The organism is Actinoplanes nipponensis, assembly GCF_016862275.1.
Classification (GTDB): Bacteria; Actinomycetota; Actinomycetes; order Mycobacteriales; family Micromonosporaceae; genus Actinoplanes; species Actinoplanes nipponensis.
The window spans coordinates 25,566-45,871 of sequence record NZ_BOMQ01000030.1 but is presented as its reverse complement, the minus strand read 5'-3'; the positions used below and the strand labels follow the sequence as shown (position 1 = coordinate 45,871).

Here is a 20,306-nt window from a genome sequence, read left to right as displayed (position 1 = left end):
TGCTCAGGCGGGCGCGCTGACCAGGCGGGCGATGCGGGCCATCAGGCCGGGCACGTCGCCGCGCTCGTGGTCCAGCAGCCATCGGCTCAGTTGCCGGGACGCGTCCACGACGGCGGTGGCGCGGGCGTACCGGCGGTCGGTGAACGCCTGCCACATGGCGTCGGTGGGCGCGTCGGCGGCCAGCAGCAGCTCGGCCAGGACCTCGGCGTCCTCCAGGGCCTGGGCGGCGCCCTGGGCCAGGGTGGGCGGGCAGGTGTGGGCGGCGTCGCCGATGAGCACCACCCGCCCGCGGTGCCACGGCGCGGGCAGCACGTGGCTGGAGAACCAGGTGTAGTTCACCGTCGACGGGTCGGTGAGCCGCTCGCGGATCTCGTCCCACGGTCCGTGGTACGCCAGCGACAGCTCCCGCATCACCGCCAGCGACTCGTGCGGGCTCAGGCCGCTGCGGTCCCGGGCGTCCTCGACCAGGTAGGCGTACAGCGAGTCGGGCCCGGTCGGGCAGTAGCCCGCGATGTGGCAGGGGCCGCCGTAGTAGAGGTCGGTGCGGGTCACGCCGGCCGGTCGCGAGGTGACCGCCCGCCAGATCCCCATGCCCGTCGGCGTGGTCCGCAGGTCGATGCCCACCATCGCCCGGGTCCGGGAGCGGATCCCGTCGGCGCCGACGACCAGGTCGTAGCGGGCGGCGTCGCCGCCGGCGAAGGTGACGTCGACGCCGTCGGCGTCCTGGGCCAACGCCGTGCAGCCGGTCCCGAACCGGATCTTGACCCCGGCGGCGGTCGCCCGGTCGAGCAGGATCCGGGCCAGCTCCGGGCGGTGCATCCCCACGGTGGCGGGCAGGTCGGGTCCGCCGGTGCGGGCGTCGGCCAGCTCGGCGACGAGCGAGCCGTACGGGTCGGGCGCGCGCAGCCCCAGCGTGTCGAACGGGTAGCCGTGAGCCAGCACGTCGTCCCAGACGCCGAGCCGGCGCAGCACCCGCAACGCGTTGCCCTGCAGGGTGATGCCGGAGCCGGCGGTGTCCGGGGCGGGCTTGAGGTCGATCAGGTCGACGGACACGCCGCCCTCGGCCAGCAGGATGGCCGTGGCGGCGCCGGCGGCGCCGCCGCCTACCACGAGCACGGTGCGGACTGCCGCCATCGCGGTTTCCTCCTGGTGTCGGGGCTTGTGACTCACACCACTGTCCAGGGCGCTCCGGACATCAGGAAGACCGATTTCATTGATGAGCGCCATCCACCGCGCTTATGGTGAGCCGTGCCCGTCGACCGTGTGCTGGTCAATCTCGACCTGAACCTGCTGGTCACGCTGGATGTGCTGCTGCGCGAGCGGAACGTCACCCGGGCGGCCGAGCACCTCGGCTCCAGCCAGCCCGCGGTCAGCGCCGCCCTGGCCCGCCTGCGCCGGCACTTCGGCGACGAGCTGCTGCACCGCGTCGGCAACCGGTACGAGCTCACGCCGCTGGCCACCCGGCTCGCCTCGCGCACCGCGCCCGCCCTGGCCGGGGTGCGCCGGGTCTTCGACGCCCACGCCGAGTTCGACCCGTCCGCGGTCGAGCGGGAGTTCACCGTGGTCACCTCCGACTACGCGGCGGCGGTGCTCGGCCCGATCGTGACGCGGCTGCTGGCCGAGCGGGCGCCCGGGGTCCGCCTGCGGTTGCAGCAGACCTCGCCATACGCGGTGGACCACGCGGTCGACACGCTGCGCGCCGTGGACGGCATCGTCCTGCCACACGGCTTCCTGGCCGACACCCCCTTCACCGATCTGTACGAGGACCGCTGGGTCTGCATCGTCGCGCGGGACAACGACGCGGTCGGCGCCGACCTGACCCTGGCGCAGCTGGGCGAGCTGCCCTGGGTGGTGCTCTACAACCTGCCCACCGCCTTCGCGCCGGCGGCCCAGCAGCTGCGCATGATCGGGGTGGAACCGCGGGTGGAGGTCGTGGTCGACGGCTTCCTGCCGATGCCGTTCCTGGTGGCCGGCACCAACCGGGTGGCGCTGCTGCAGGAGCACCTGGCCCGGCGCATCGCCGGCTTCGCCGCGGTCCGCGTGCTGGCCTGCCCGTTCGAGGTGGTGCCCCTCGCCGAGGCGTTCTGGTGGCACCCGATGTACCGCGCCGATCCGGCGCACGCCTGGCTGCGGGACGTGCTCACCGAGGCGGGGCGCCGGCTCGCGGCCGCCGGCGAGAACCATCCGCGGAGCTGATGGCGGGTATCCGCGGTTCGCTCTTCCGTGACAGCGGCGGCCCCGCCCATAGTCAGCGCAGCCGATGTGACGCGCGCCACTGACCAGGCCGCCCCGGCGGCCGTCCGCCGCCGCGCACCGGACCGCTGCCGTCGCACCGAAAGGGCGCCCCCATGTCCGAGACCATCCGGCCCGCCCCGGCGGGTGAGCCGACCACCTCGTCCGCGGGCCGCCGGGCCGGGCCGGCCCAACTCGCGCTGTTGCTGGCCGGCAGCTGCCTGGCGGTGCTGGGCGCCGTGCTCATCGCCCCGGTGCTGCCGCAGATGACCGACCACTTCGCCGGGGTGGCCGGGGCCGACGTGCTGGTGCCGGTCGTGCTGACCGTGCCGGCGCTGGTCATCGGGCTCGCCGCGCCGTTCGCCGGCTTCGTCGTCGACGCGCTCGACCGCAAGCGGTTGCTGATCGTGGCGATGGTGCTCTACTCCGTCTTCGGGACCGCGCCGCTGTACCTGCAGTCGCTCGGGGCCATCATCGGCAGCCGGGTGCTGGTCGGGATCTGCGAGGCGGCGATCATGACGTGCTGCACGACGCTGATCGCCGACTACTGGTCGGGGCCGCGCCGCAGCCGCTACCTGGGACTGCAGACCCTCACGGCGTCGGTGTCGGCCGCCGTGTTCCTGGGCGTCGGTGGCGCGCTCGGCGCGGCGGGCTGGCGTACCCCGTTCTGGCTCTATCTCGTGGCCGCGCTGCTGGCCCTCCCGATGGCCCGGCTGCTCTGGCAGCCGGAGCGCGGGCCGGCCGCCCCGGCGCCCGCCGGCCGGCGGCTGCCGGCGGTGCCGTGGCGCGAGCTGCTGGCGCCGTGCCTGGTCACGCTGGCCGGGGGGATCATCTTCTACGCCCTGATCGTGGAGCTGTCCTTCGTCCTCGACGAGGCCGGCGTCGGCTCCACCGCCACCATCGGCGCGCTCAGCGCCCTCATGTCGGTCGCGACGGCGGCCGGCTCGCTGGCCTTCGCCCGGCTGTCCGGGCAGAGCCCGCGCCGGCTGCTGCCGGTCGCCCTCGGCGTCTCGGCCGCCGGCCTGGCGATCGTCGCGGCCTCCGGCGCGGTCCCGGTCATCACGGTGGGCGCGGTGCTCACCGGCGCGGGTACGGGCCTGCTGCTGCCCACGCTGCTCACCTGGGCGATCAACCGGCTCAGCTTCGCCCAGCGCGGCCGTGGCACCGGGCTGTGGACCGGCGCGCTGTTCATCGGGGAGTTCCTCTGCCCCCTGCTGATCGCCGGCCTCGGCGCCGCCGCCGGTGGGCTGCGGCCCGCCCTGGCCATCCTGGCCGGGCTGGCCGCCGCCCTGGCCGTGGTCACCCTGATGGTGGTTCCGCGCGGCGCGGCGCCGCTCGACATCACCCACGGGTGACGTGGGGACGCCGCCCACCGGCCCACCGCCACGGGCCGCCGCGGCCGTCCGGACCGTGCTCGGACTACCGTCGCACCACCTCCCGGCCGGTGCGGCCGGCAGCGCGGGCCGGCCCGGCCGCCAGTTCTTGCCCTGGGACAACGATCCGTCGCGGCCCGGAGGCAGCTCCGCCGCAGGGGCTATGGTTCCGGGATGGCGACGCCGGAATCCCCCCTCACCCAGCCGGGTGCGGTTCTCGGCGCGGCCCCGGCGCCGGGCCCGGCGGAGCTGCTCACCAGCGACTTCACCGCGACCGAGGTCACCGAGCTGCGGCACGGCCTGCGCCGCCACGCCGCGACGGCCGGCCTGCACGACGACGCCCTCGACGATTTCGTGACCGCCGTGAACGAGCTGGTCACCAACGCGGTACGGCACGGCGGCGGGCAGGGCTCGCTGCGCCTGACCCTGGACGGCGACACGCTGATCGCCGACGTCACCGACCGCGGCGCGGGCTTCGCCGGCCCGCCGCCGGTGGCGGCCGCGCCGCCCGCCGCCGACGTCCCGGGCGGCCGGGGGATTTTGCTCGCCCGCCGGCTCACCGACACCCTGATGATCAGCGACGGCCCGGACGGCGTCACCGTGACGGTGACCCGGTGCCTCACCGCCCCGATGACCGCGCCGCCCCGGTCGTGAGCCACGCCCCGACGGGGCACCTCGGCATCGGATCGCCGGGCGGTGGATGAACGGGGCGAACGTCGATGGCCCGCCGCCGCGAGCTGGTCGTGGGGTTCCGGGATCGTCGCGCGGATCGGACTGCCGGGCCGGGCCGGCCGGTCCCGCCGGTCCGGGTGGGGATGTCGGTGGTCGGCCCGCCGCGGGACCCAACCTAGGGCGTGCGGACCGGCGCGGTGCGCGTGGCCGGGCGGCTGTCCCGCCGGGTCACCGGCCGGCGCCGCTGCCGGCGTCGCGCCTGCCGCGACACCCGCCGGCACGCGGCCCTGGTGGCCGGGCGCGACGGCGTGGCCAGCAGCACCACGCCGGCGGCGGCCACGACTCCGGCCACGGCGGCGGCCACCATCGTGGGCAGCGTCAGGCCCGCGCCGAGCCCGAGCAGCACGACCCCGATGCCCGCGGCGGCCACCGGGTTGACGATGGTCAGCGTGGCCAGCGGGCCGCCCAGCCCGTACCGGTAGCCCGCCTGGGACAGCAGCAGGCCGGCCGCCGACAGGGCGACCAGCGTGAGGGCGGTGCCGGCCACGGCCGGCTGCTCCAGCGCGGCGAGCCCGTCCGTGCCGATCCGCACCAGCACGGTCTGGGTGAGGGCCGAGGACACCGCGAAGGCGATCCCGCCGGCCGCGGCGAGCCGCAGGCCCGGCAGCCGGGCGGGGCCGGGGACCGCCCGGTACGCCCGACCGGCCAGCCCCACGATGAGCGCGGCGGCCACCAGCACCAGCAGCATCACCTGGACGTCGCCCAGGGCCGGCGCCGGGGCGGCCGGACCGAGGGCGGCCAGCAGCACCACCAGGCCGGCGACGGTGGCCACGGCCCCGCGCCACTCCCGGCCCCGCACCCGCCGCCCGGCGACCGCCGCGCCGACCGGCAACGCCAGCACCAGCGTCAGCGCGCCGAGCGGCTGCACCACGGCCAGCGATCCGTACGCCAGCGCCCCGACGTGCAGCAGCGCCCCGCCGCCGTTCAGGCCGACGATCAGCCACCAGCGCGGCGCCGCGGCGAGCCGTTCCTGCACCACGGCGGCGAGGGCGTACGCCACGGCCGAGAGCAGCGACAGCAGCACCGTGGCGATCAGGGCGCCGCTCATGCCGGCTGCTCCACGGGCACCGGGGGAGCCGGTTCCGGGACCGCGTTCCCGGCGTGGGCCGGGACCCGGGGAGCGGGCCGGGGGCAGACCAGCATCACGGCGGCGAGCAGGGCCGCGGCGACGATCCCGTCCAGCCAGTAGTGGTTGCCGGTCACCACGACCACCAGCAGGGTCGCCGCGGGGTGCAGCAGCCAGGCCCACCGCCACCGCCCGCCGGTCACCGCGATCAGGGTGACCGCGACGGCCAGCGCCCAGCCGACGTGCAGCGACGGCATCGCGGCGTACTGGTTGGTGAGGCTGTCGGTGGCCGGGTCGCCGTAGACGGCGGGGCCGACCAGGCGCCCGGTGTCCAGCATCCCGGTGCCGGTCAGCATCCGCGGCGGGGCCAGCGGCAGGAGCACGTGCACGACCATCGCCGCGGCGGTCAGCCCGGCCAGGCTGCGGCGGGCCCACCGGTAGGACGCCGGCCGGCGCAGGAACATCCAGAGCAGGAACACCGCGGTGGCGGGGAAGTGCACGTACGCGTAGAAGCTGTTGGCCGCCTCCAGCAGGGCCGGGTGCCCGAGCACCGGGTGCTGCACGGCCACCTCGTCGGGCAGGTGCAGGAACCGTTCCAGCGCCCGGACCCGCCCGGCGTTGGCGAAGGCGACCTCGTCCCGGCCCTGGATGAGCAGGCGGGCCAGCTTGTACGCCAGGAACAGGCCAACCACCAGGGCGAGCTCGGGCAGGGCCCGGGGCCGCGCCGCCTCGGTGGCGGCCGGCGTTCTCCTGACCAGGCTCATGCCGGTCCTTCCGGGGGGTTCACGCCGGTGACCGCGCCGCGGGCGACGGTGACGGGCGGGGGCTGTCCGTCGGCGCTGTCGTCGGCGGGGGCGTACGGGACGGCCCGCCGGAGGCATCCGGCGGGTGACGGGGGCTCGGGGTGGGCGGCGGTCAGGTGGCCGGCGGGCCGGTGTCCGCGGAGTGCTCGGGGGCGACGGCGGGCCGCGGCAGTCCCCGGCTCAGCAGGTCCAGGGCCTCGCCGAAGATGTCGCCGAGGCCGCGCCCGGTGGTGCCGGTGGCCCACAGCCCGAGGCTGGCCTTGAGGGCGATGCCGGACACGTCGGCCAGCAGCCGGGGGTAGATGTCGCGGTTGACGTCCGTGCCGGTCCGTTCGGCGATGACCTCGGCCATCTGCCGGCTCAGTGCCTCGAAGCTGGTGAGGTGCTCGGCGAGCAGCGCGTGGTGGCAGCGGATGAGCCCGAGCAGGTGCCGGAGGTCGGGGCCGGGCATGCCGGTGTCCAGCGACGGCACCAGCACCGCGCGCAGCGACTCCCAGATCGGCTCGTCGGCCGGGCGGCGGCGCAGGTTCTCGGCGACCTGCTGGGCCCGGTCCTGGAGCCCGGCGACGATCGCCTCCTCCTTGCTGGAGAAGTAGTTGCGGAAGGTGCGGGGGGAGACGTGCACCTTCTCGGCGATCCGCTCGGGGGTGAGCGTGGTGACGCCCTCGGCCAGGGCGAGCTTCAGCGCGGCGTCGCAGAGAGCCTGGCGTGTCGCCAGCTTCTTGCGTTCCCGCAGGCCGAGGTCGTCCGTCATGACCTTGACGCTACGTCTTTTTTCCGAACGTGCAAGTTTTCCAAATCGGAAACTTAGTGCCGTGGATCACTCGCCGCGCCGGTCACGGGCGGCGCTTGCGCAGGTGCGGGATGGTCCACTCGGTCGGCGGCCACCCGGGCACGGGCAGCTTGTAGCCCAGCGCGGCGATCAGCCAGCCGCGGTCGGCGCTCAGCCGGGTGATGAAGGCCTGGCTGGTGGCCGAGGGCCCGCGGTCCGGGGCGCCGGTGTGGGCCAGCGTGGGCACGACGGTCAGTTCCATGTCGGCGCCGACGGGCTGTGAGCGGCTGGCGGTCGGCACGCCGGCGGCGAGGAACGCGTAGAACCGCCGCCAGTGCCGCGCGCACCGCTGGAGCATGTCGGGAAACCACGGGTCGGCGGAGTCCCGGGCCGCCAGCGCCTCGGCCCGGGCGTCGTCGGGCCGGGAGTTCATGCCGATGAGGAAGCTCTGGGCGATGGTCATCCGCAGGTCGGTGTCGAGCGGCACCCACAGCTCGCGGGTGTCGGGGGCGTGGTGCACCCGCTCCGCCCACATCGCGATGGCCTGCAGGCTGCTCGACGGCGCACCGCCGGTGGGTGGGGGCATTGCCTCATTCCTCTCCCGCTCGCCGCGGGGCGCGAACGGGTGGTCAGAGCGGGGAGCGGACGGCGAACCGCGGCGCCGTGCCGGGGGTCGCCGGGTCCAGCCGGAGCTGGGACCGGCTCTCGGTCACGAATCTGTCCGGATAGTTGCGGGAGCGCAGCACGACCACGCCGGACCCGCCGGGGCTCTCCGGGCAGAAGGTCGCGTCCAGGTCGAACAGCCGGCTGCCGTCGGCGCGGTCGAGGCGCAGCGTGAAGTCGCGGTGCCGCAGGAACCGGCCGGGATAGTTGCTCGCCTCGAACGACACGCAGCCGGCGTCGGCCCGGCCGGACCGGACCAGGAAACGCGCGTCGGCGCGCTCCAGCGCCGAGCTGTCCGGGCCGATGCGGTCGACCCGGCCCAGGAAGTCGCGGTGCCGCACCCGGTAGCCCGGGGCCGCGACGAGCTCCAGGCCGACCGCCGCGCCGGCCCGCAAGGCCGGCGGCGGGACGGCGGCCGGCTTGCGCGGGGGCGTGGCGCCGGGCACGCGCGTCGCGACGGTGACCGCCGCGCTCGCCGGCCGCCGGCGCTGCGCCACGGTGGTGGGGGGCGCCGGCGAGGGCGACCGGGACGCGGTGGCGCTCGTGACGGGTGGCAGCTCCGCGGTGGGCGTGGCGGCGGCCGCCACGGGCGGCAGCATCGGCGCGGCCGGCAGGCGCACGTCGGACCCGGCGGAGGGCGTGGTGGGCCGGTCGCCGAGCTGGGTCAGCGCCACCCCGATGAGCGCGAGCGCGGCCACGGCGGCGCAGAACACCATGGCGGATCGACGGCGCTCACTGTTTGTGGGTGGCCGCAATTCGTCGAAGGTATCGATATCCGGCGGAGATTGTGAACGGTAAACAAGCCGTGGAGTTTCGCTGCCGGCGGCGGGCGGAAATGCTCGGTACGGGGGTAGCCACCCGCCGACCCGCAACCGGGCCGGGGTGTCGTCCTCAGAGGTCATGCGTTTCCGTTCGCTGAGAATCAGACCCGATCGCGGGGAACTCGCGACGGCCGACGCCGATATGCTCCGGTCTTCCGGTGAACTTCGCAACCCTTACATCGTCGGATGTCCGGAATGGTGGTCGCCGATGTCCCTTGACCGGCCACCGCAGCGTGACGCGGGACGGCCGCATATCGACAACCACCCATTCCGGTGAATGGTGCGGACCTGAACCGTCCGCGGTCGCCCGTGGGGCGCCGGCCCGCTCGGCGGCGCTTGTAGACATCGGCGCTCATCGATAGGTTGGACGGGCCCACGCCCAGCTGTCCGACGTTCCCGGGGGACGCGATGACCCACCCGCAGCGGCGCCGCCTCGCCCTCGCCGTCACCGCGCTACTCGCCGCCGGGGCGGCCCTGCTGCCCGCCGGCCCGGCGCCGGCCGTGCCGCCACGGCCCGCGACGGCGCACACCATCGGCTACGACCGGTACTCCCTGACCATCGACGGGCGCCGCACGTTCGTGTGGTCCGGCGAGTTCCACCCGTTCCGGCTGCCCAGCCCCGGGCTGTGGCGGGACGTGCTGCAGAAGATGAAGGCCACCGGCTACAACGCGGTCTCCGTCTACTTCGACTGGGGCTACCACTCGCCGCGGCCCGGGGTCTACGACTTCACCGGGGTGCGGGACATGGACCGGCTGCTGTCGCTGGCCGCCGAGGTGGGGCTCTACGTCATCGCCCGGCCGGGGCCGTACATCAACGCCGAGGTCGACGCGGGCGGCTACCCGGGCTGGCTGACCACCCAGTCCGGCCGGGCCCGCACCGCCGCCCCCGATCACCTGGCCGCGGCCGGCGAGTGGCTCGGGGCGATCGACGCGGTCATCCGGCGGCACCAGCTCACCGACGGCGCCGGCCCGGTGATCCTCTACCAGATCGAGAACGAGCTGGCGGCCACGGGGGACACCCAGCGGGAATACCTGACGTTCCTGCGCGACCGGGTGCGCGCGGACGGCATCACGGTGCCGATCTTCCACAACGACAAGGGCCGCGAGGGACGCTGGGTGCCGGCCGGATCCGGCGTACCCGGCACCGTGGAGGGGCCGGTCGACCTGTACGCCTTCGACGGCTACCCGGGTGGCACCTGCCGGGCCGACGCGACCCCCGGCGCCCCGAACGCCGCGCCCGACTGGGGCATCCACGGTCCCGGCGGCGCCCGCGGCGGCGCCTCGGCGTCACCGGACACGCCCGGCTTCACCGCGGAGTTCGGCGGCGGCTGGTTTGACTACTGGGGCAGCAACGGCACGTACCCGTGCACGGCCGTGCGGCAGGGGCCGGGCTACGAACGGGTCTTCTACGGCACCACCATCGCCAACCGGCTGAGCATCCAGAACTTCTACATGACCTTCGGCGGCACCAGCTGGGGCTGGCTGCCGGCCCCGGTGGTCTACAGCTCCTACGACTACGGCGCGGCGATCAGCGAGGCCCGGCAGCTGCGGCCCAAGGCGCTGGCCATGAAGCAGCTCGGCTATTTCGTGCAGAGCGTCGAGCCGCTCACCGCGGTGGACGCCGGGGAGCCGGTGGTCGCGTCCTCGGCCGCCGTGAAGATCTACCACAACGTCAACGCCGGCACGGGCACGCACTTCTACCACGCGATGCACAACCCCTCCAACGCCACGACCAACGACACGTTCCGCTTCGCCGTGCGGACCGCCGACGGCTCCTACACCGTGCCGCAGGCCGGCGAGCTGCGCCTGAACGGGCAGGACGCCAAGATCCTGGTGGCCGGTTACGACGTGCGGGGCCAGCGCCTGGTCTACTCCACCTCCGAGATCACGACCCACGCCGCGTTCGGCGCCGGCGGCCTGCTCGCCCTGCACGGCCGCGACGGCGAGGACGGCGAGACGGTCCTGCGGTACGCCTCCGCGCCCACCGTCACCGTGACCGGGGACGCCGCCGTCGCCACCGCGTACGACGCCGCCACCGGCGACCTGCGGCTGGACTACGCCCACACCGGCCTCGCGCAGGTCCGCATCACCGGCGGCGGCCGGCCGCCCCTGCTGCTGCTGATCGCCGCGGACAGCGTCGCCGACACCATGTGGCGGCTGGACACGGCCGCCGGCCCGGTGCTCGTCCGCGGGCCGGCGCTGGCCCGTACCGCCGCGGTCCGGGGCCGGACGTTGCGCCTGACCGGCGACACCGCCGCCGCGAGCGACCTCGAGGTCTGGGCGCCGCCCGCGGTGCGCGCCGTGACCTGGAACGGCGTCGCGGTGCGCACCCGGGCCGGCCGCGCCGGCAGCCGGCTAGCCGTCGCCGCCCTGCCCGGGCCGCGGCCGCTCGCGCTGCCCGACCTGTCCGCGCGGCCCTGGCGCTACGCCGGTGAGTCGCCGGAGCAGGCGCCGGACTTCGACGACTCGGCCTGGGCGGTGGCCGACCGGACGACCACCAACAGCACCACCCGGCCGCCGGCCGGGCAGCCGGTGCTCACCGCCGACGACTACGGCTTCCACCACGGCGACGTCTGGTACCGCGGGCGCTTCACCGGCGCCGCGCCCGAGACGATCGCGCTGACCTACGGCGGCGGTGGCGCCGGGATGGTGCAGGCCTGGCTGGACGGCGTCTACCTGGGCCAGCACGTGCTGCCCACCGGCGTCGCCGCGCCCCCCACCACCGGCACGGCCACCTTCGCCGTCCCGCCGGCGCAGCGCGCCGACGGCGACCACGTCCTGTCGGTCATGGTCCGCAACAACGGCCACAACCAGGACGGCGGGGTCAACGACGCCCACAAGGAGGGCCGCGGTCTGATCGCCGCCGCGACCTCGCTGCCGACGACCTGGCGCATCCAGGGCAACGCCGGCGGCGAGCTGCTCGCCGACACCGCCCGCGGCCCGCTCAACAACGGCGGCCTCTACGGCGAACGCACCGGCTGGCACCTGCCCGGCTTCCCGGATCGCGGCTGGAGCACCCGGACGGTGCCCGACACCGCCGCCACGCCCGGCACCTCCTGGTACCGCACCTCGTTCACCCTCGCCGTCCCGCGCGGGCACGACGCCTCGCTGGGCCTGACCATCGGTGACCCGGCCGTCCCGCGCTCCGGCGGGCACTACCGGGCGCTGATCTTCCTCAACGGCTGGAACGTCGGCCAGTACGTCGCGGACGTCGGCCCGCAGCACACCTTCGTGCTGCCCGAGGGCCTGCTGAACCCGCGCGGCGGCAACACGCTGGCGCTGGCGGTGACCAGCGACGGCGGCGCCGGCGACACGCTGGAGCGCGTCCGGCTCACCGACCTGGGCACCGTCCGGGGCGGCGTGCCGGTGGCCCCGGTACGCGCGCCGGGTCACCGCTGACCAGCCGGCCCGGCGCGCCCGCGGTGCGGCCGGCACCCGGACACTCACCGATGCTGGGGGCGGCGCCGTGGAATACCGGCTGATCGACGGCACGGACCTGCGCGTCTCGATCCTCGGCTACGGCGCCGCGCCGCTGGGCGACGTCTACGGCCGGGTCGACCTGGCCACCGGGATCCGGTCGGTGCGGGCCGCGCTGGAGCTGGGCGTGACCGTCTTCGACGTCGCGCCGTACTACGGGCGGACCCGGGCGGAGACCGTCCTCGGCCGGGCGCTGGCCGGGGTCGACCGCGACGCCTACACGCTGGCCACCAAGGTGGGCCGGTACGGGCCCGACGAGTTCGACTTCAGCGCCGCGCGGGTGCGCCGCAGCGTCGACGAGAGCCTGGCCCGGCTCGGCGCCGGCCACCTCGACCTGGTCCAGGTGCACGACATCGAGTTCGGCGACCTCAGCCGGATCGTCGCGGAGACCCTGCCCGCCCTGGCCGCGCTGCGCGACGCCGGCAAGATCCGTCACCTCGGCGTCACCGGTTACCCGCTGGCCGCGCTCGCCGCCGTCGCCCGGCGGGCGGACCTCGACACCGTGCTGTCCTACTGCCGCTACACGCTGCTCGACCGGTCCCTGGCCGACTGGGCGCCGGCGTTCGCCGCGCGGGGGGTCGGGGTCCTCAACGCCTCGCCGCTGGCCATGGGGGCGCTCACCGGCCGGGGCGCGCCGCCCTGGCACCCGGCGCCGGCCGAGGTGCTGCGCCGCTGCGCCGCCGCCGCCGAGCTTTGCGCCCGGCGGGGGGCCGCGCTGGAACACCTGGCCGTACGGTTCTCCGCCGGGTGTCCGGGGGTCGCGACCACGTTCGTCGGCATGCCCGACGAGCGGCAGGCGCGCCGCAACGTCCGCTGGGCGCTCGGGCCCCTCGACGAGGACCTGCTGGCCGACGTCGACCGCCTGCTGGCCCCGGTCCGCGGCCGCACCTGGCCCAGCGGCCGCCCGGAGAACGGCGATCCGGCATGACCGCGCTGGTCGACGCCCACCTGCACCTGTGGGACCCGCGCCGGTTCCGCTACCCCTGGCTGGCCGGGTCGGCCGCGCTGCGGCGGCCGTTCCTGCCGGCGGCGCTCGACACCGCCGGGCACCGGCTCGCCGGGGCCGTCTTCGTCGAGGCGGGACGGGACCCGGCGCAGGCGTACGACGAGGTCCGCTGGGTCGAGGACCTCGCCGCGCGCTGGCCCGTGCTGTGCGGCGCGGTCGCGCACGCCGACCTGGAGCGCGGCGGGGACGTCGCCGCCGCCCTGCGGCGCCTCGCCGCGCTGCCGCTGGTCCGGGGGGTACGGCGCAACCTGCAGGACGAGCCGCCGGGTTTCGCCCTCGCGGACGGTCACGTCGACGGTGTCCGGTTGCTGGCCGGCCACGGCCTGGTGGCCGAGCTGTGCGTGCGGGCCGCCCAGCTGAGCGAGGTGACCGAGCTGGTGGCCCGGCTGCCCCAGGTGACCTTCGTCCTGGATCACCTCGGCAAACCCCCGGTCCGCGCCGGCACGCCGGCGCCGTGGCGGGAGCAGCTGCGCCGGCTCGCCGGGCACCCCAACGTGGTCTGCAAACTGTCCGGTCTGACCACCGAGGCCGACCACGCCCGCTGGCGCCCCGGTGACGTGCTGCCGTACCTGCGGCACGCGCTGGCCGAGTTCGGCCCCGAGCGCTGCCTGTTCGGCAGTGACTGGCCGGTCGCGACCCTGGCCACCGGCTACGACCGCTGGCTCGCCGTGGTGCTGGAGGCGCTGCACGGACGGACGTCCGCGCAGCGCGCGCAGGTGCTCGGCGGCACGGCCACCCGGGTCTACCGGCTGCCGGCCGGCTGAGCCGGCCGCCGGCCACAGTGGAGGGCGGTAGGTCCCGGCCCGGCGCCGGGCGGCGGGTCCCGCGTTCGGTGGGTCCGCGGGCCCGCGCCGGCCGTTAGGCTGCGGGCATGGTGACCGGCGGCGCGTGGCAGGACCCGGGGGCCGGGTCACCGCAGGCGCCGGCCGGCCCGGCCGACCCGGTCGCCCTGGTGCGCGAGATCCTCGCGGTGATCCCGGTCGGCTGCACCTGGGTCCGCCCGGTGCGCGACGCCGACGGGCCGGTCGCCGACTTCCGGATCGCGGCGGTCAGCGGCGGCGGCGGCGATGTCTACGGCCGGGGCGCCAGCCGGGTCGGGGCCCTGCTCAGCGAGCTGTACCCGAGCATGGTCGGCGGCGACCTGTGGCAGCTCTACCACCGCGTGCTGGCCACCGGGGAGCCCGCCGAGCTGCCCGGGTTCCGCTACCGCGAGCACCGGGCCGGCGTCGTCACCGAGGCGGTGTTCGACGTGACCGTGCACCCGCTGCTCGGCGGCCTGCTGCTCTGCTGGCAGCGGCGCGACGAGGACCAGCGCCGGCTGGCCAGGACCGAGCTGCTCGGCAGCCTCGGCTCGGCCGAGTACGACCTGCGGACCGGGCGCAGCACGTGGTCGCCGGGCATGTACCGGATCTTCGAACGCGACCCGGCGCTCGGCCCGATGTCCCGCCCGGAGCAGGCGGCGATGCTGGTGCCGGCGGACGCCGGGCTCACCGAGGCGGCCTGGCAGACGCTGGACAGCGGCGCCGCCGCCGACGTGACGGTCCGGTGCCGGCTCGGCCCGGCGGTCAAGTACCTGCGGATCCTCTCCGACGTCGCCCGCGACGCGGACGGCACGCCACTGAAGATCTATGCCGTGGTGCAGGACGTCACGGCCCGGGTGGACTCGCGCAGCGAGATCGAACGGCTCGGCGACCAGCTGCGCAGCCGGGAGATCACCGCGCTGGCCGAGCACCGGCTCGCCGCGCAGCTGCAGAACCTCATCCAGCCGGTGCCCCGCGACCCGTTCCCGCTGCCGGGGCTGCAGGCCGCGGTCAGCTACCTGCCGGCCGAGAAGGCCGTCCGGGTCGGCGGCGACTGGTACCACGCGCAGGCCCTGCCGGACGGGTCCGCGCTGCTGGCCATCGGCGACGTCGCCGGGCACGGGCTGCAGGCCGCCAGCGGCATGGCCCATCTGCGGTTCGCCCTGGTGGCCTGGCTGTCCATCGGCATCTGCGACCCCGGCGTGCTGCTGGGTCACCTGAACGGGCTGAGCCGGCGGCTGGACATCACCGGGACCGCGGTCATCGCCGCGTACCAGCCGGCCACCCGGACGCTGTCGTGGGCTCGCGCCGGGCACATGGCCCCGCTGCTGGCCCGCGACGCGCGGACCACGGAGCTGCCGGTGCCGCGTGGGCTGCTGCTGGGCGCGACGGACGACGCCCGGTACCCGGTGGTCGAGGTCCGGCTGGCGCCGGCCGACCTGATCATGTTCTACACCGACGGGCTGGTGGAACGGCGCGACGCCGCCGGCGCGGACCTGCTCGGCGAGGTGATGCGGACGCTGACCGAGGTCTCGGCCGAGCCCGGCGACCTGACCCTCAAGCGCCTGCGCGACCTGCTGCCCACCGCCGGCCCGGACGACGACACCTGCACCCTGGCCGTCCGGGTGCTGTCCTGACCCGTGCCCGGCGGCGGTTCGGCGGCCGCGAGCGGCGGTCCACCCGCCCGGATCGACCGCGGCGGATCGCCCGGGAGGTTTCCGCAAGATCCGGGAGGGCATTGAGCGAGCCCATGAGTCTGTTGCGGACGTCGCCGCCGCCCGCGCAGGCCGTGGAGCTGGAGCAATGGCTGGTCTCGACCGGCGACGAGCTGCGTCCCCTGCGCCTCGGCCTGGGCGCCGCCCTGCCCGCCCACCGGCTCGTCCCCCGCGGCGCGCCGGGGGAGACCGTGGAGCGGGTGATCCTGGTGGCCACCGAGCTGGCCAGCAACGCGCTGCGGCACGGGTCGCCGCCGGCGGTGGTCCGGCTGCTGCGCGGCGCCGACGCGTTCTTCGTCGACGTCGCCGATCACGACCCGGCGGGCGCGCCGCGGCTGGCCGGCGTCCACCAGGCCGGCGTCGGCGGCCGGGGCCTGCACATCGCCCGCACGCTGTCGGCCGAGCTGTGCTGGTACGCCACCGCGACGACCAAGCACATCTGGGCGTCCTTCCCGCTCCCGCCGGCCGCCCCGGCCGGCTGAGCACCCGGCCGGGCGGTGCTACGCCTCCGGTGTCGCGGCCGCGGCGATGGACGCCTCGGCGGCGGCCTTGTCGACGCCGAGGCCGGCCAGCACGCCGGTGCCGTCCTCGACCTCGAGCAGCGCGAGCAGGATGTGCTCGCTGCCCACGTGGCTGTCGTTCATCCGCAGGGCCTCCCGGAAGGCCAGCTCCAGGGCCTTCTTGGCGTGCGCGTCGAACGGGATCAGCGCGGGCACGGACTCGGCCGCCGCCGGCAGCGTGGCGCCGGCGGTCTGCCGGACGGCGTCGAGCGTCACGCCCTGCGCGACGATCGTGCGCGCGCCCAGCGCGGCCGGGTCCGCCACCAGGCCGAGCACCAGGTGGGCCACGCTGATCTGGCTGTTGCCGTGGGTGCGGGCCGCTTCCTGCGCCGTCACGACGACCTTGCGGGCCCGGTCGGTGAAGCGGCTGAAGCCCTGACTGGCGTCGAGGTCCGGCGCGTCGCCCTTGGCCACGAAGCGCTTCTGGGCCGCCTGCTTGGTGACCCCCATGCTGCGGCCGATCTCCGTCCAGGAGGCGCCGGAGCGGCGGGCCTGGTCGACGAAGTGCCCGATCAGGTGATCGGCCACGTCCCCGAGGTGGTCGGCGGCCAGCACCGCGTCGCTGAGCTGGTCGAGCGCGCCGGAGTGGGTCCTCTTGATGGCCTCGATCAGGTCGTCGAGGCGGACCGAGCTGGTGACGGGTTCGGATGTGGTCATGACGTCAACCATAGGTTGACGCCATCGCTTCGTCAACTCATGGTTGACGCTTCCCGGGCGGCCGTCAGACCTCCACCCCGCTCGGCCGGGGCTCGATCAGCACCTCCGCCAGCCCGGTGATGTCCAGGACCTGCCGCACCATCCCCGCGGCGTTGGTCACGCTGAACTGCCGCCCGGCCTGCGCGGCGGCCTCGAAACCGGCCAGCAGCCCCGCGATGCCGTGCGAGTCGAGGAAGGCGGTGTGCCGCAGGTCGACCACCACCCGTCGCACCCCCGGCGCCCGGGCCGCGCGCACCAGGGCGTCGGACAGCTCGGCGGCCACGCTCATGTCGAAGTCGCCGGCCAGGCCGACCTCCAGCACGCCGCCGGCCACGGGCCGGGTGCTGATCTCGTGGATGGGAGTAGTCACAAGCAGCATGTCTAGCACGCAGGTATGACATCGGGACCCCGCGCGCGCAGCACGATCCGGTCACGCCGCCGCCGGCGCCGGGAGCCGGCCGGGTCGCCCGGCGCGGGAGAAGATTTATGTCGGTGGATCCGGGTAACGTGCGGCCAGTCGGGAGATCGAGGAGGCGCCGTGACCCAGCCACCGGACGGGCCGGCCACCGCCGGGCTCGAGCAGTTCGGCTACCGCCAGGAGCTCAGCCGCTCGCTGAGCTTCGCCGACCTGCTGATCTACGGTCTCATCTTCATGGTGCCGATCGCGCCCTTCGGCATCTTCGGCAGCGTGTACTCGGGCTCGGGCGGCATGGTCGCCCTGGCCTACCTGGTCGGCATGGTGGCGATGATGTTCACCGCGCTGTCGTACGCGCAGATGGTCCGCGCCTTCCCGATGGCCGGCTCGGTGTACAGCTACGCCGGCCGGGGCATCGCCGCGCCGGTCGGGTTCCTGGCCGGCTGGGTGATCCTGCTGGACTACGTGCTGGTGCCCGGACTGCTCTACCTGGTCGCCGGCGTCGCGATGAACTCGCTGGTGCCGGCCGTGCCGGTGTGGCTGTGGCTGGTGGCGTTCGTGGCCGTCAACACCGTCGTCAACTACCTCGGCATCCAGATGACGGCCCGGGTCAACCGGGTCATGCTCGCCGCCGAGCTGATCGTCCTGGTGATCTTCCTGGTGGTGGGCGTGGTGGCGCTGCTCGACGGCAAGGGCGCCGGCTTCTCCTGGAGCCCCGTGTTCAACTCCGGCACGTTCTCCTGGTCCGTGGTGTTCGGCGCCGTCTCCATCGCGGTGCTGTCGTTCCTCGGCTTCGACGGCATCTCGATGCTGGCCGAGGAGAGCCGGGTCGAGGCGCGCCGGATCGGCCGGGCCATGGTCGGCGCGCTGGTGCTGGCCGGCACGCTGTTCGTCGTGCAGACCTGGGTGGCCGCTCTGCTCGTACCGGACGCCCCGGGCCTGCTGGCCGACGGCGACCCGGAGGGCACCGCCTTCTACGACGCGGCCCGGGCCGCCGGCGGCGGCTGGCTGGCCGGCCTGACCGCGCTGGCCACCGCGATCGCCTGGGGCTTCGCCAACTCGCTGGTGGCCCAGGCGGCGACCAGCCGCCTGCTGTACGCGATGGCCCGCGACCGCCAGATGCCGGCCTTCCTGGCCCGGATCAACCCCCGGCACAAGGTCCCGGCCAACGCCACGCTGCTGGTCGCCGCGGTGTCGCTGGCCCTGGGCCTGGCCATGGCGGCCCGCGACGACGGCATCTCGCTGCTGTCCACGCTGGTCAACTTCGGCGCCATGACCGCGTTCCTGGCGCTGCACGTGGCCGTGGTGATCCACTATGTGGTGCGCCGCGGCAGCCGCGACTGGCTGCGCCACCTCGTGGTGCCGGTGATCGGCTTCCTGATCCTGCTGTACGTCGTGATCAACGCCAAGGTGGCGGCCCAGGTGCTCGGGTTCGTCTGGCTCGGCCTCGGCCTGGTGGTGCTGGCCGTCTTCTACGCCACCGGCCGGCGCCCGGTGCTGGCCGGCCTCGGCGCCCCACCGGAGGAGGAGAGTCCATGACCGAGGTGCTCAGCTACCGTCCGCGCCCCGAGGAGCTGGCGTACACGTTCGGCGGCCGCGAGCCCGTGCGCCGGGTCCGGCCCGGCACGGTGCTGGAGCTGTACACCGAGGACTGCTTCGGCGGCAAGGTCCGCGACGTCGGCGACCTGCCGTCGCGGGTGTGCGAGTTCCCGTTCCTCAACCCGGTGACCGGGCCCTTCCACGTCGAGGGCGCGGAGCCGGGCGACACCCTGGCCGTGCACTTCGTGGAGATCGTGCCGGCCCGGGACTGGGCCGTCTCGACCACGTTCCCGCACTTCGGCGCGTTGACCGCCACGCACACCACCGCCATGCTGCACCCGCCGCTGGAGGAGCTGGTCTGGCGCTACGACGTCGACGTGGCCGCGGGCACGGTGCGCTACCGGGCGCGGCGCGGCGACTTCGAGGTGGAGCTGCCCCTGGACCCCATGCACGGCACGGCCGGCGTCGCGCCGGCCGCCTTCGAGAGCCGGATGACGATCGTGCCGGACGTGCACGGCGGCAACATGGACAGCCCCGAGCTGCGCGCCGGCGTGACCGCGTACTTCGGCGTGAACGTCAGCGGCGCGCTGTTCGCCCTCGGCGACGGCCACTGCCGGCAGGGCCACGGCGAGGTGTGCGGCACCGGGGTGGAGGCGGCGATGAACACGGTGCTGATCGTCGACGTCGTCAAGGGGGCCGGGACGCCCACCCCGCGGCTGGAGACGGACTCCGCGCTCATGTCCACCGGCTCGGCCCGGCCGCTGGAGGACGCGTACCGGATCAGCCAGCACGACCTGGTGACCTGGACGGCCGGGCTGGCCGGGCTGGACGTCCTGGACGCGTACCAGCTGCTCAGCCAGGCCGGGGAGGCGCCGGTGGGCAACGTCTGCGACCCTAACTACACGATGCTCGCCAAGGTCGACAAGCGCTACCTGGGCGCGGTGCGGCCGTACGAGGGTGTGCACGACCGGCTGCGGGCGACGGCGGCGGAGTACCTGGCGACCCGGTAGACAGACGGGCCGCGCGCCATGCCCGGTTCAGGAGCGGAACCTAGGGCGCCGGGTCCTCCATCATCGCGGCGCGGACGGCGCCGGGGGAGATGTCGTACTCGCGGGCCAGGTCGGCGACGGCCCAGCCGGTGAGCCGGAGCGCCTCGGCGCGTTCGCGGCGCAGGGTGGACCGGGCGGCGCGGGCCAGCTCCGGGGCCAGCCGGCCCCGCTCCAGCGGGTCCAGCCGGGTGAACGCGACCAGCGCGAGCAGCAGCCGGGTCAGCGCCGGCGGGTCGGCCGGGCCGCCGGCGCCCGCCGGGGCCGCGGCGCCGCTCAGGCCGGCCCGGACGAGCTGCTCGCTGGCCGAGAGCATCAGCTGGGCCGCGTGATGCAGCTGCAGCGCCTCCTCGGGCGGCACGTCGTCGCCGTACGCCAGGTCCCAGACCGCCGACTGCAGGAAGGCGGTGATGTCGGCAACGGACTGTCGGGTCTGCGGCGGCTCGGTGCGCGGGGTAGCGGTCACGGGCGATCTCGTCTCCTCGTCGGATGGTTGCCGTCGAAGGAATCTTCGGAAACCGGCGCCCGGATGGATGCATCCTGAGGCCGCCGCGGGCCACCGGGCATCCGACGGAAAACGCCCTGGTTCG

At 75.3% G+C, this 20,306-nt stretch carries 19 protein-coding genes; 10 read left to right on the top strand and 9 right to left on the bottom strand.

The genetic code is table 11. From position 1 onward, the window contains the following. Positions 1 to 3: 3 nt before the first annotated feature. Positions 4 to 1,134, bottom strand: coding sequence for an FAD-dependent monooxygenase (locus Ani05nite_RS13120; RefSeq protein ID WP_203768272.1), 1,131 nt, complete (start codon positions 1,132 to 1,134; stop codon positions 4 to 6). Positions 1,135 to 1,248: 114 nt separating this feature from the next. Between Ani05nite_RS13120 and Ani05nite_RS13115 the strand changes: the two genes are divergently transcribed. The 3 genes from Ani05nite_RS13115 to Ani05nite_RS13105 all read left to right on the top strand — a co-directional run bounded on the left by Ani05nite_RS13115 (position 1,249) and on the right by Ani05nite_RS13105 (position 4,259). Then, positions 1,249 to 2,196 carry a LysR family transcriptional regulator gene (locus Ani05nite_RS13115; protein WP_203768270.1) on the top strand — a complete coding sequence of 316 codons (948 nt, stop codon included), beginning with the start codon at positions 1,249 to 1,251 and terminating at the stop codon, positions 2,194 to 2,196. A 152-nt stretch (positions 2,197 to 2,348) separates the two neighbouring features. Further along, positions 2,349 to 3,587: an MFS transporter gene (locus Ani05nite_RS13110; RefSeq protein ID WP_203768269.1), complete on the top strand. Its 1,239-nt coding sequence runs from the start codon at positions 2,349 to 2,351 to the stop codon at positions 3,585 to 3,587. Positions 3,588 to 3,779: 192 nt separating this feature from the next. Continuing rightward, the gene (locus Ani05nite_RS13105; RefSeq protein WP_203768268.1) at positions 3,780 to 4,259 is read left to right on the top strand and encodes an ATP-binding protein; all 480 of its coding nucleotides are present in this window, start codon (positions 3,780 to 3,782) and stop codon (positions 4,257 to 4,259) included. A 193-nt stretch (positions 4,260 to 4,452) separates the two neighbouring features. Here the strand turns inward: Ani05nite_RS13105 and Ani05nite_RS13100 are convergent, their stop codons facing one another. The 5 genes from Ani05nite_RS13100 to Ani05nite_RS13080 all read right to left on the bottom strand — a co-directional run bounded on the left by Ani05nite_RS13100 (position 4,453) and on the right by Ani05nite_RS13080 (position 8,357). After that, positions 4,453 to 5,385, bottom strand: coding sequence for a DMT family protein (locus Ani05nite_RS13100; protein WP_203768267.1), 933 nt, complete (start codon positions 5,383 to 5,385; stop codon positions 4,453 to 4,455). Beyond that, complete coding sequence (locus tag Ani05nite_RS13095) at positions 5,382 to 6,167, bottom strand: phosphatase PAP2 family protein (protein ID WP_203768266.1); 786 nt, start codon at positions 6,165 to 6,167, stop codon at positions 5,382 to 5,384. The genes Ani05nite_RS13100 and Ani05nite_RS13095 overlap by 4 nt, the downstream gene beginning before the upstream one ends. 151 nt (positions 6,168 to 6,318) lie before the next feature. Then, positions 6,319 to 6,960: a TetR/AcrR family transcriptional regulator gene (locus Ani05nite_RS13090; protein ID WP_203768265.1), complete on the bottom strand. Its 642-nt coding sequence runs from the start codon at positions 6,958 to 6,960 to the stop codon at positions 6,319 to 6,321. Between the two features lie 82 nt (positions 6,961 to 7,042). Then, entirely contained in the window at positions 7,043 to 7,564 is a 522-nt protein-coding gene (locus tag Ani05nite_RS13085; protein WP_203768264.1) for a hypothetical protein, read from the bottom strand. A gap of 43 nt (positions 7,565 to 7,607) precedes the next feature. Then, positions 7,608 to 8,357, bottom strand: a complete 750-nt coding sequence (locus Ani05nite_RS13080; protein ID WP_203768262.1) for an AbfB domain-containing protein — start codon at positions 8,355 to 8,357, stop codon at positions 7,608 to 7,610. 513 nt (positions 8,358 to 8,870) lie between these two features. Here Ani05nite_RS13080 and Ani05nite_RS13075 point away from each other — a divergent pair. The 5 genes from Ani05nite_RS13075 (at position 8,871) to Ani05nite_RS13055 (ending at position 15,942) form a co-directional block, all read left to right on the top strand. Next, complete coding sequence (locus Ani05nite_RS13075; RefSeq protein WP_203768261.1) at positions 8,871 to 11,861, top strand: beta-galactosidase; 2,991 nt, start codon at positions 8,871 to 8,873, stop codon at positions 11,859 to 11,861. Positions 11,862 to 11,928: 67 nt separating this feature from the next. Then, a complete protein-coding gene (locus Ani05nite_RS13070) occupies positions 11,929 to 12,867 on the top strand; it encodes an aldo/keto reductase (protein ID WP_203768260.1) in 939 nt (312 codons plus the stop codon). Beyond that, positions 12,864 to 13,709 carry an amidohydrolase family protein gene (locus Ani05nite_RS13065; RefSeq protein WP_203768259.1) on the top strand — a complete coding sequence of 282 codons (846 nt, stop codon included), beginning with the start codon at positions 12,864 to 12,866 and terminating at the stop codon, positions 13,707 to 13,709. The genes Ani05nite_RS13070 and Ani05nite_RS13065 overlap by 4 nt, the downstream gene beginning before the upstream one ends. A gap of 107 nt (positions 13,710 to 13,816) precedes the next feature. After that, positions 13,817 to 15,382, top strand: coding sequence for a PP2C family protein-serine/threonine phosphatase (locus Ani05nite_RS13060; RefSeq protein WP_203768258.1), 1,566 nt, complete (start codon positions 13,817 to 13,819; stop codon positions 15,380 to 15,382). A 113-nt stretch (positions 15,383 to 15,495) separates the two neighbouring features. After that, positions 15,496 to 15,942 (top strand): ATP-binding protein, encoded by a 447-nt coding sequence (locus tag Ani05nite_RS13055; protein ID WP_203768257.1) that lies wholly within the window; start codon positions 15,496 to 15,498, stop codon positions 15,940 to 15,942. A gap of 18 nt (positions 15,943 to 15,960) precedes the next feature. On the opposite strand, the gene Ani05nite_RS13050 is transcribed toward Ani05nite_RS13055, so the two are convergent. Then, complete coding sequence (locus tag Ani05nite_RS13050; RefSeq protein ID WP_203768255.1) at positions 15,961 to 16,677, bottom strand: Clp protease N-terminal domain-containing protein; 717 nt, start codon at positions 16,675 to 16,677, stop codon at positions 15,961 to 15,963. A 64-nt stretch (positions 16,678 to 16,741) separates the two neighbouring features. Then, positions 16,742 to 17,086 (bottom strand): STAS domain-containing protein, encoded by a 345-nt coding sequence (locus Ani05nite_RS13045; RefSeq protein WP_203768253.1) that lies wholly within the window; start codon positions 17,084 to 17,086, stop codon positions 16,742 to 16,744. 168 nt (positions 17,087 to 17,254) lie between these two features. Here Ani05nite_RS13045 and Ani05nite_RS13040 point away from each other — a divergent pair, with 168 nt between their 5' ends. Beyond that, on the top strand, positions 17,255 to 18,670 hold the full coding sequence (locus Ani05nite_RS13040; protein ID WP_239129831.1) for an APC family permease: 1,416 nt from the start codon (positions 17,255 to 17,257) through the stop codon (positions 18,668 to 18,670). Further along, positions 18,667 to 19,680 (top strand): acetamidase/formamidase family protein, encoded by a 1,014-nt coding sequence (locus tag Ani05nite_RS13035; protein ID WP_203768251.1) that lies wholly within the window; start codon positions 18,667 to 18,669, stop codon positions 19,678 to 19,680. Before Ani05nite_RS13040 ends, Ani05nite_RS13035 begins: the two co-directional genes overlap by 4 nt. Before the next feature lie 40 nt (positions 19,681 to 19,720). Here the strand turns inward: Ani05nite_RS13035 and Ani05nite_RS13030 are convergent, their stop codons facing one another. Next, positions 19,721 to 20,182 (bottom strand): hypothetical protein, encoded by a 462-nt coding sequence (locus Ani05nite_RS13030; RefSeq protein ID WP_203768250.1) that lies wholly within the window; start codon positions 20,180 to 20,182, stop codon positions 19,721 to 19,723. Between the last annotated feature and the right edge of the window lie 124 nt (positions 20,183 to 20,306).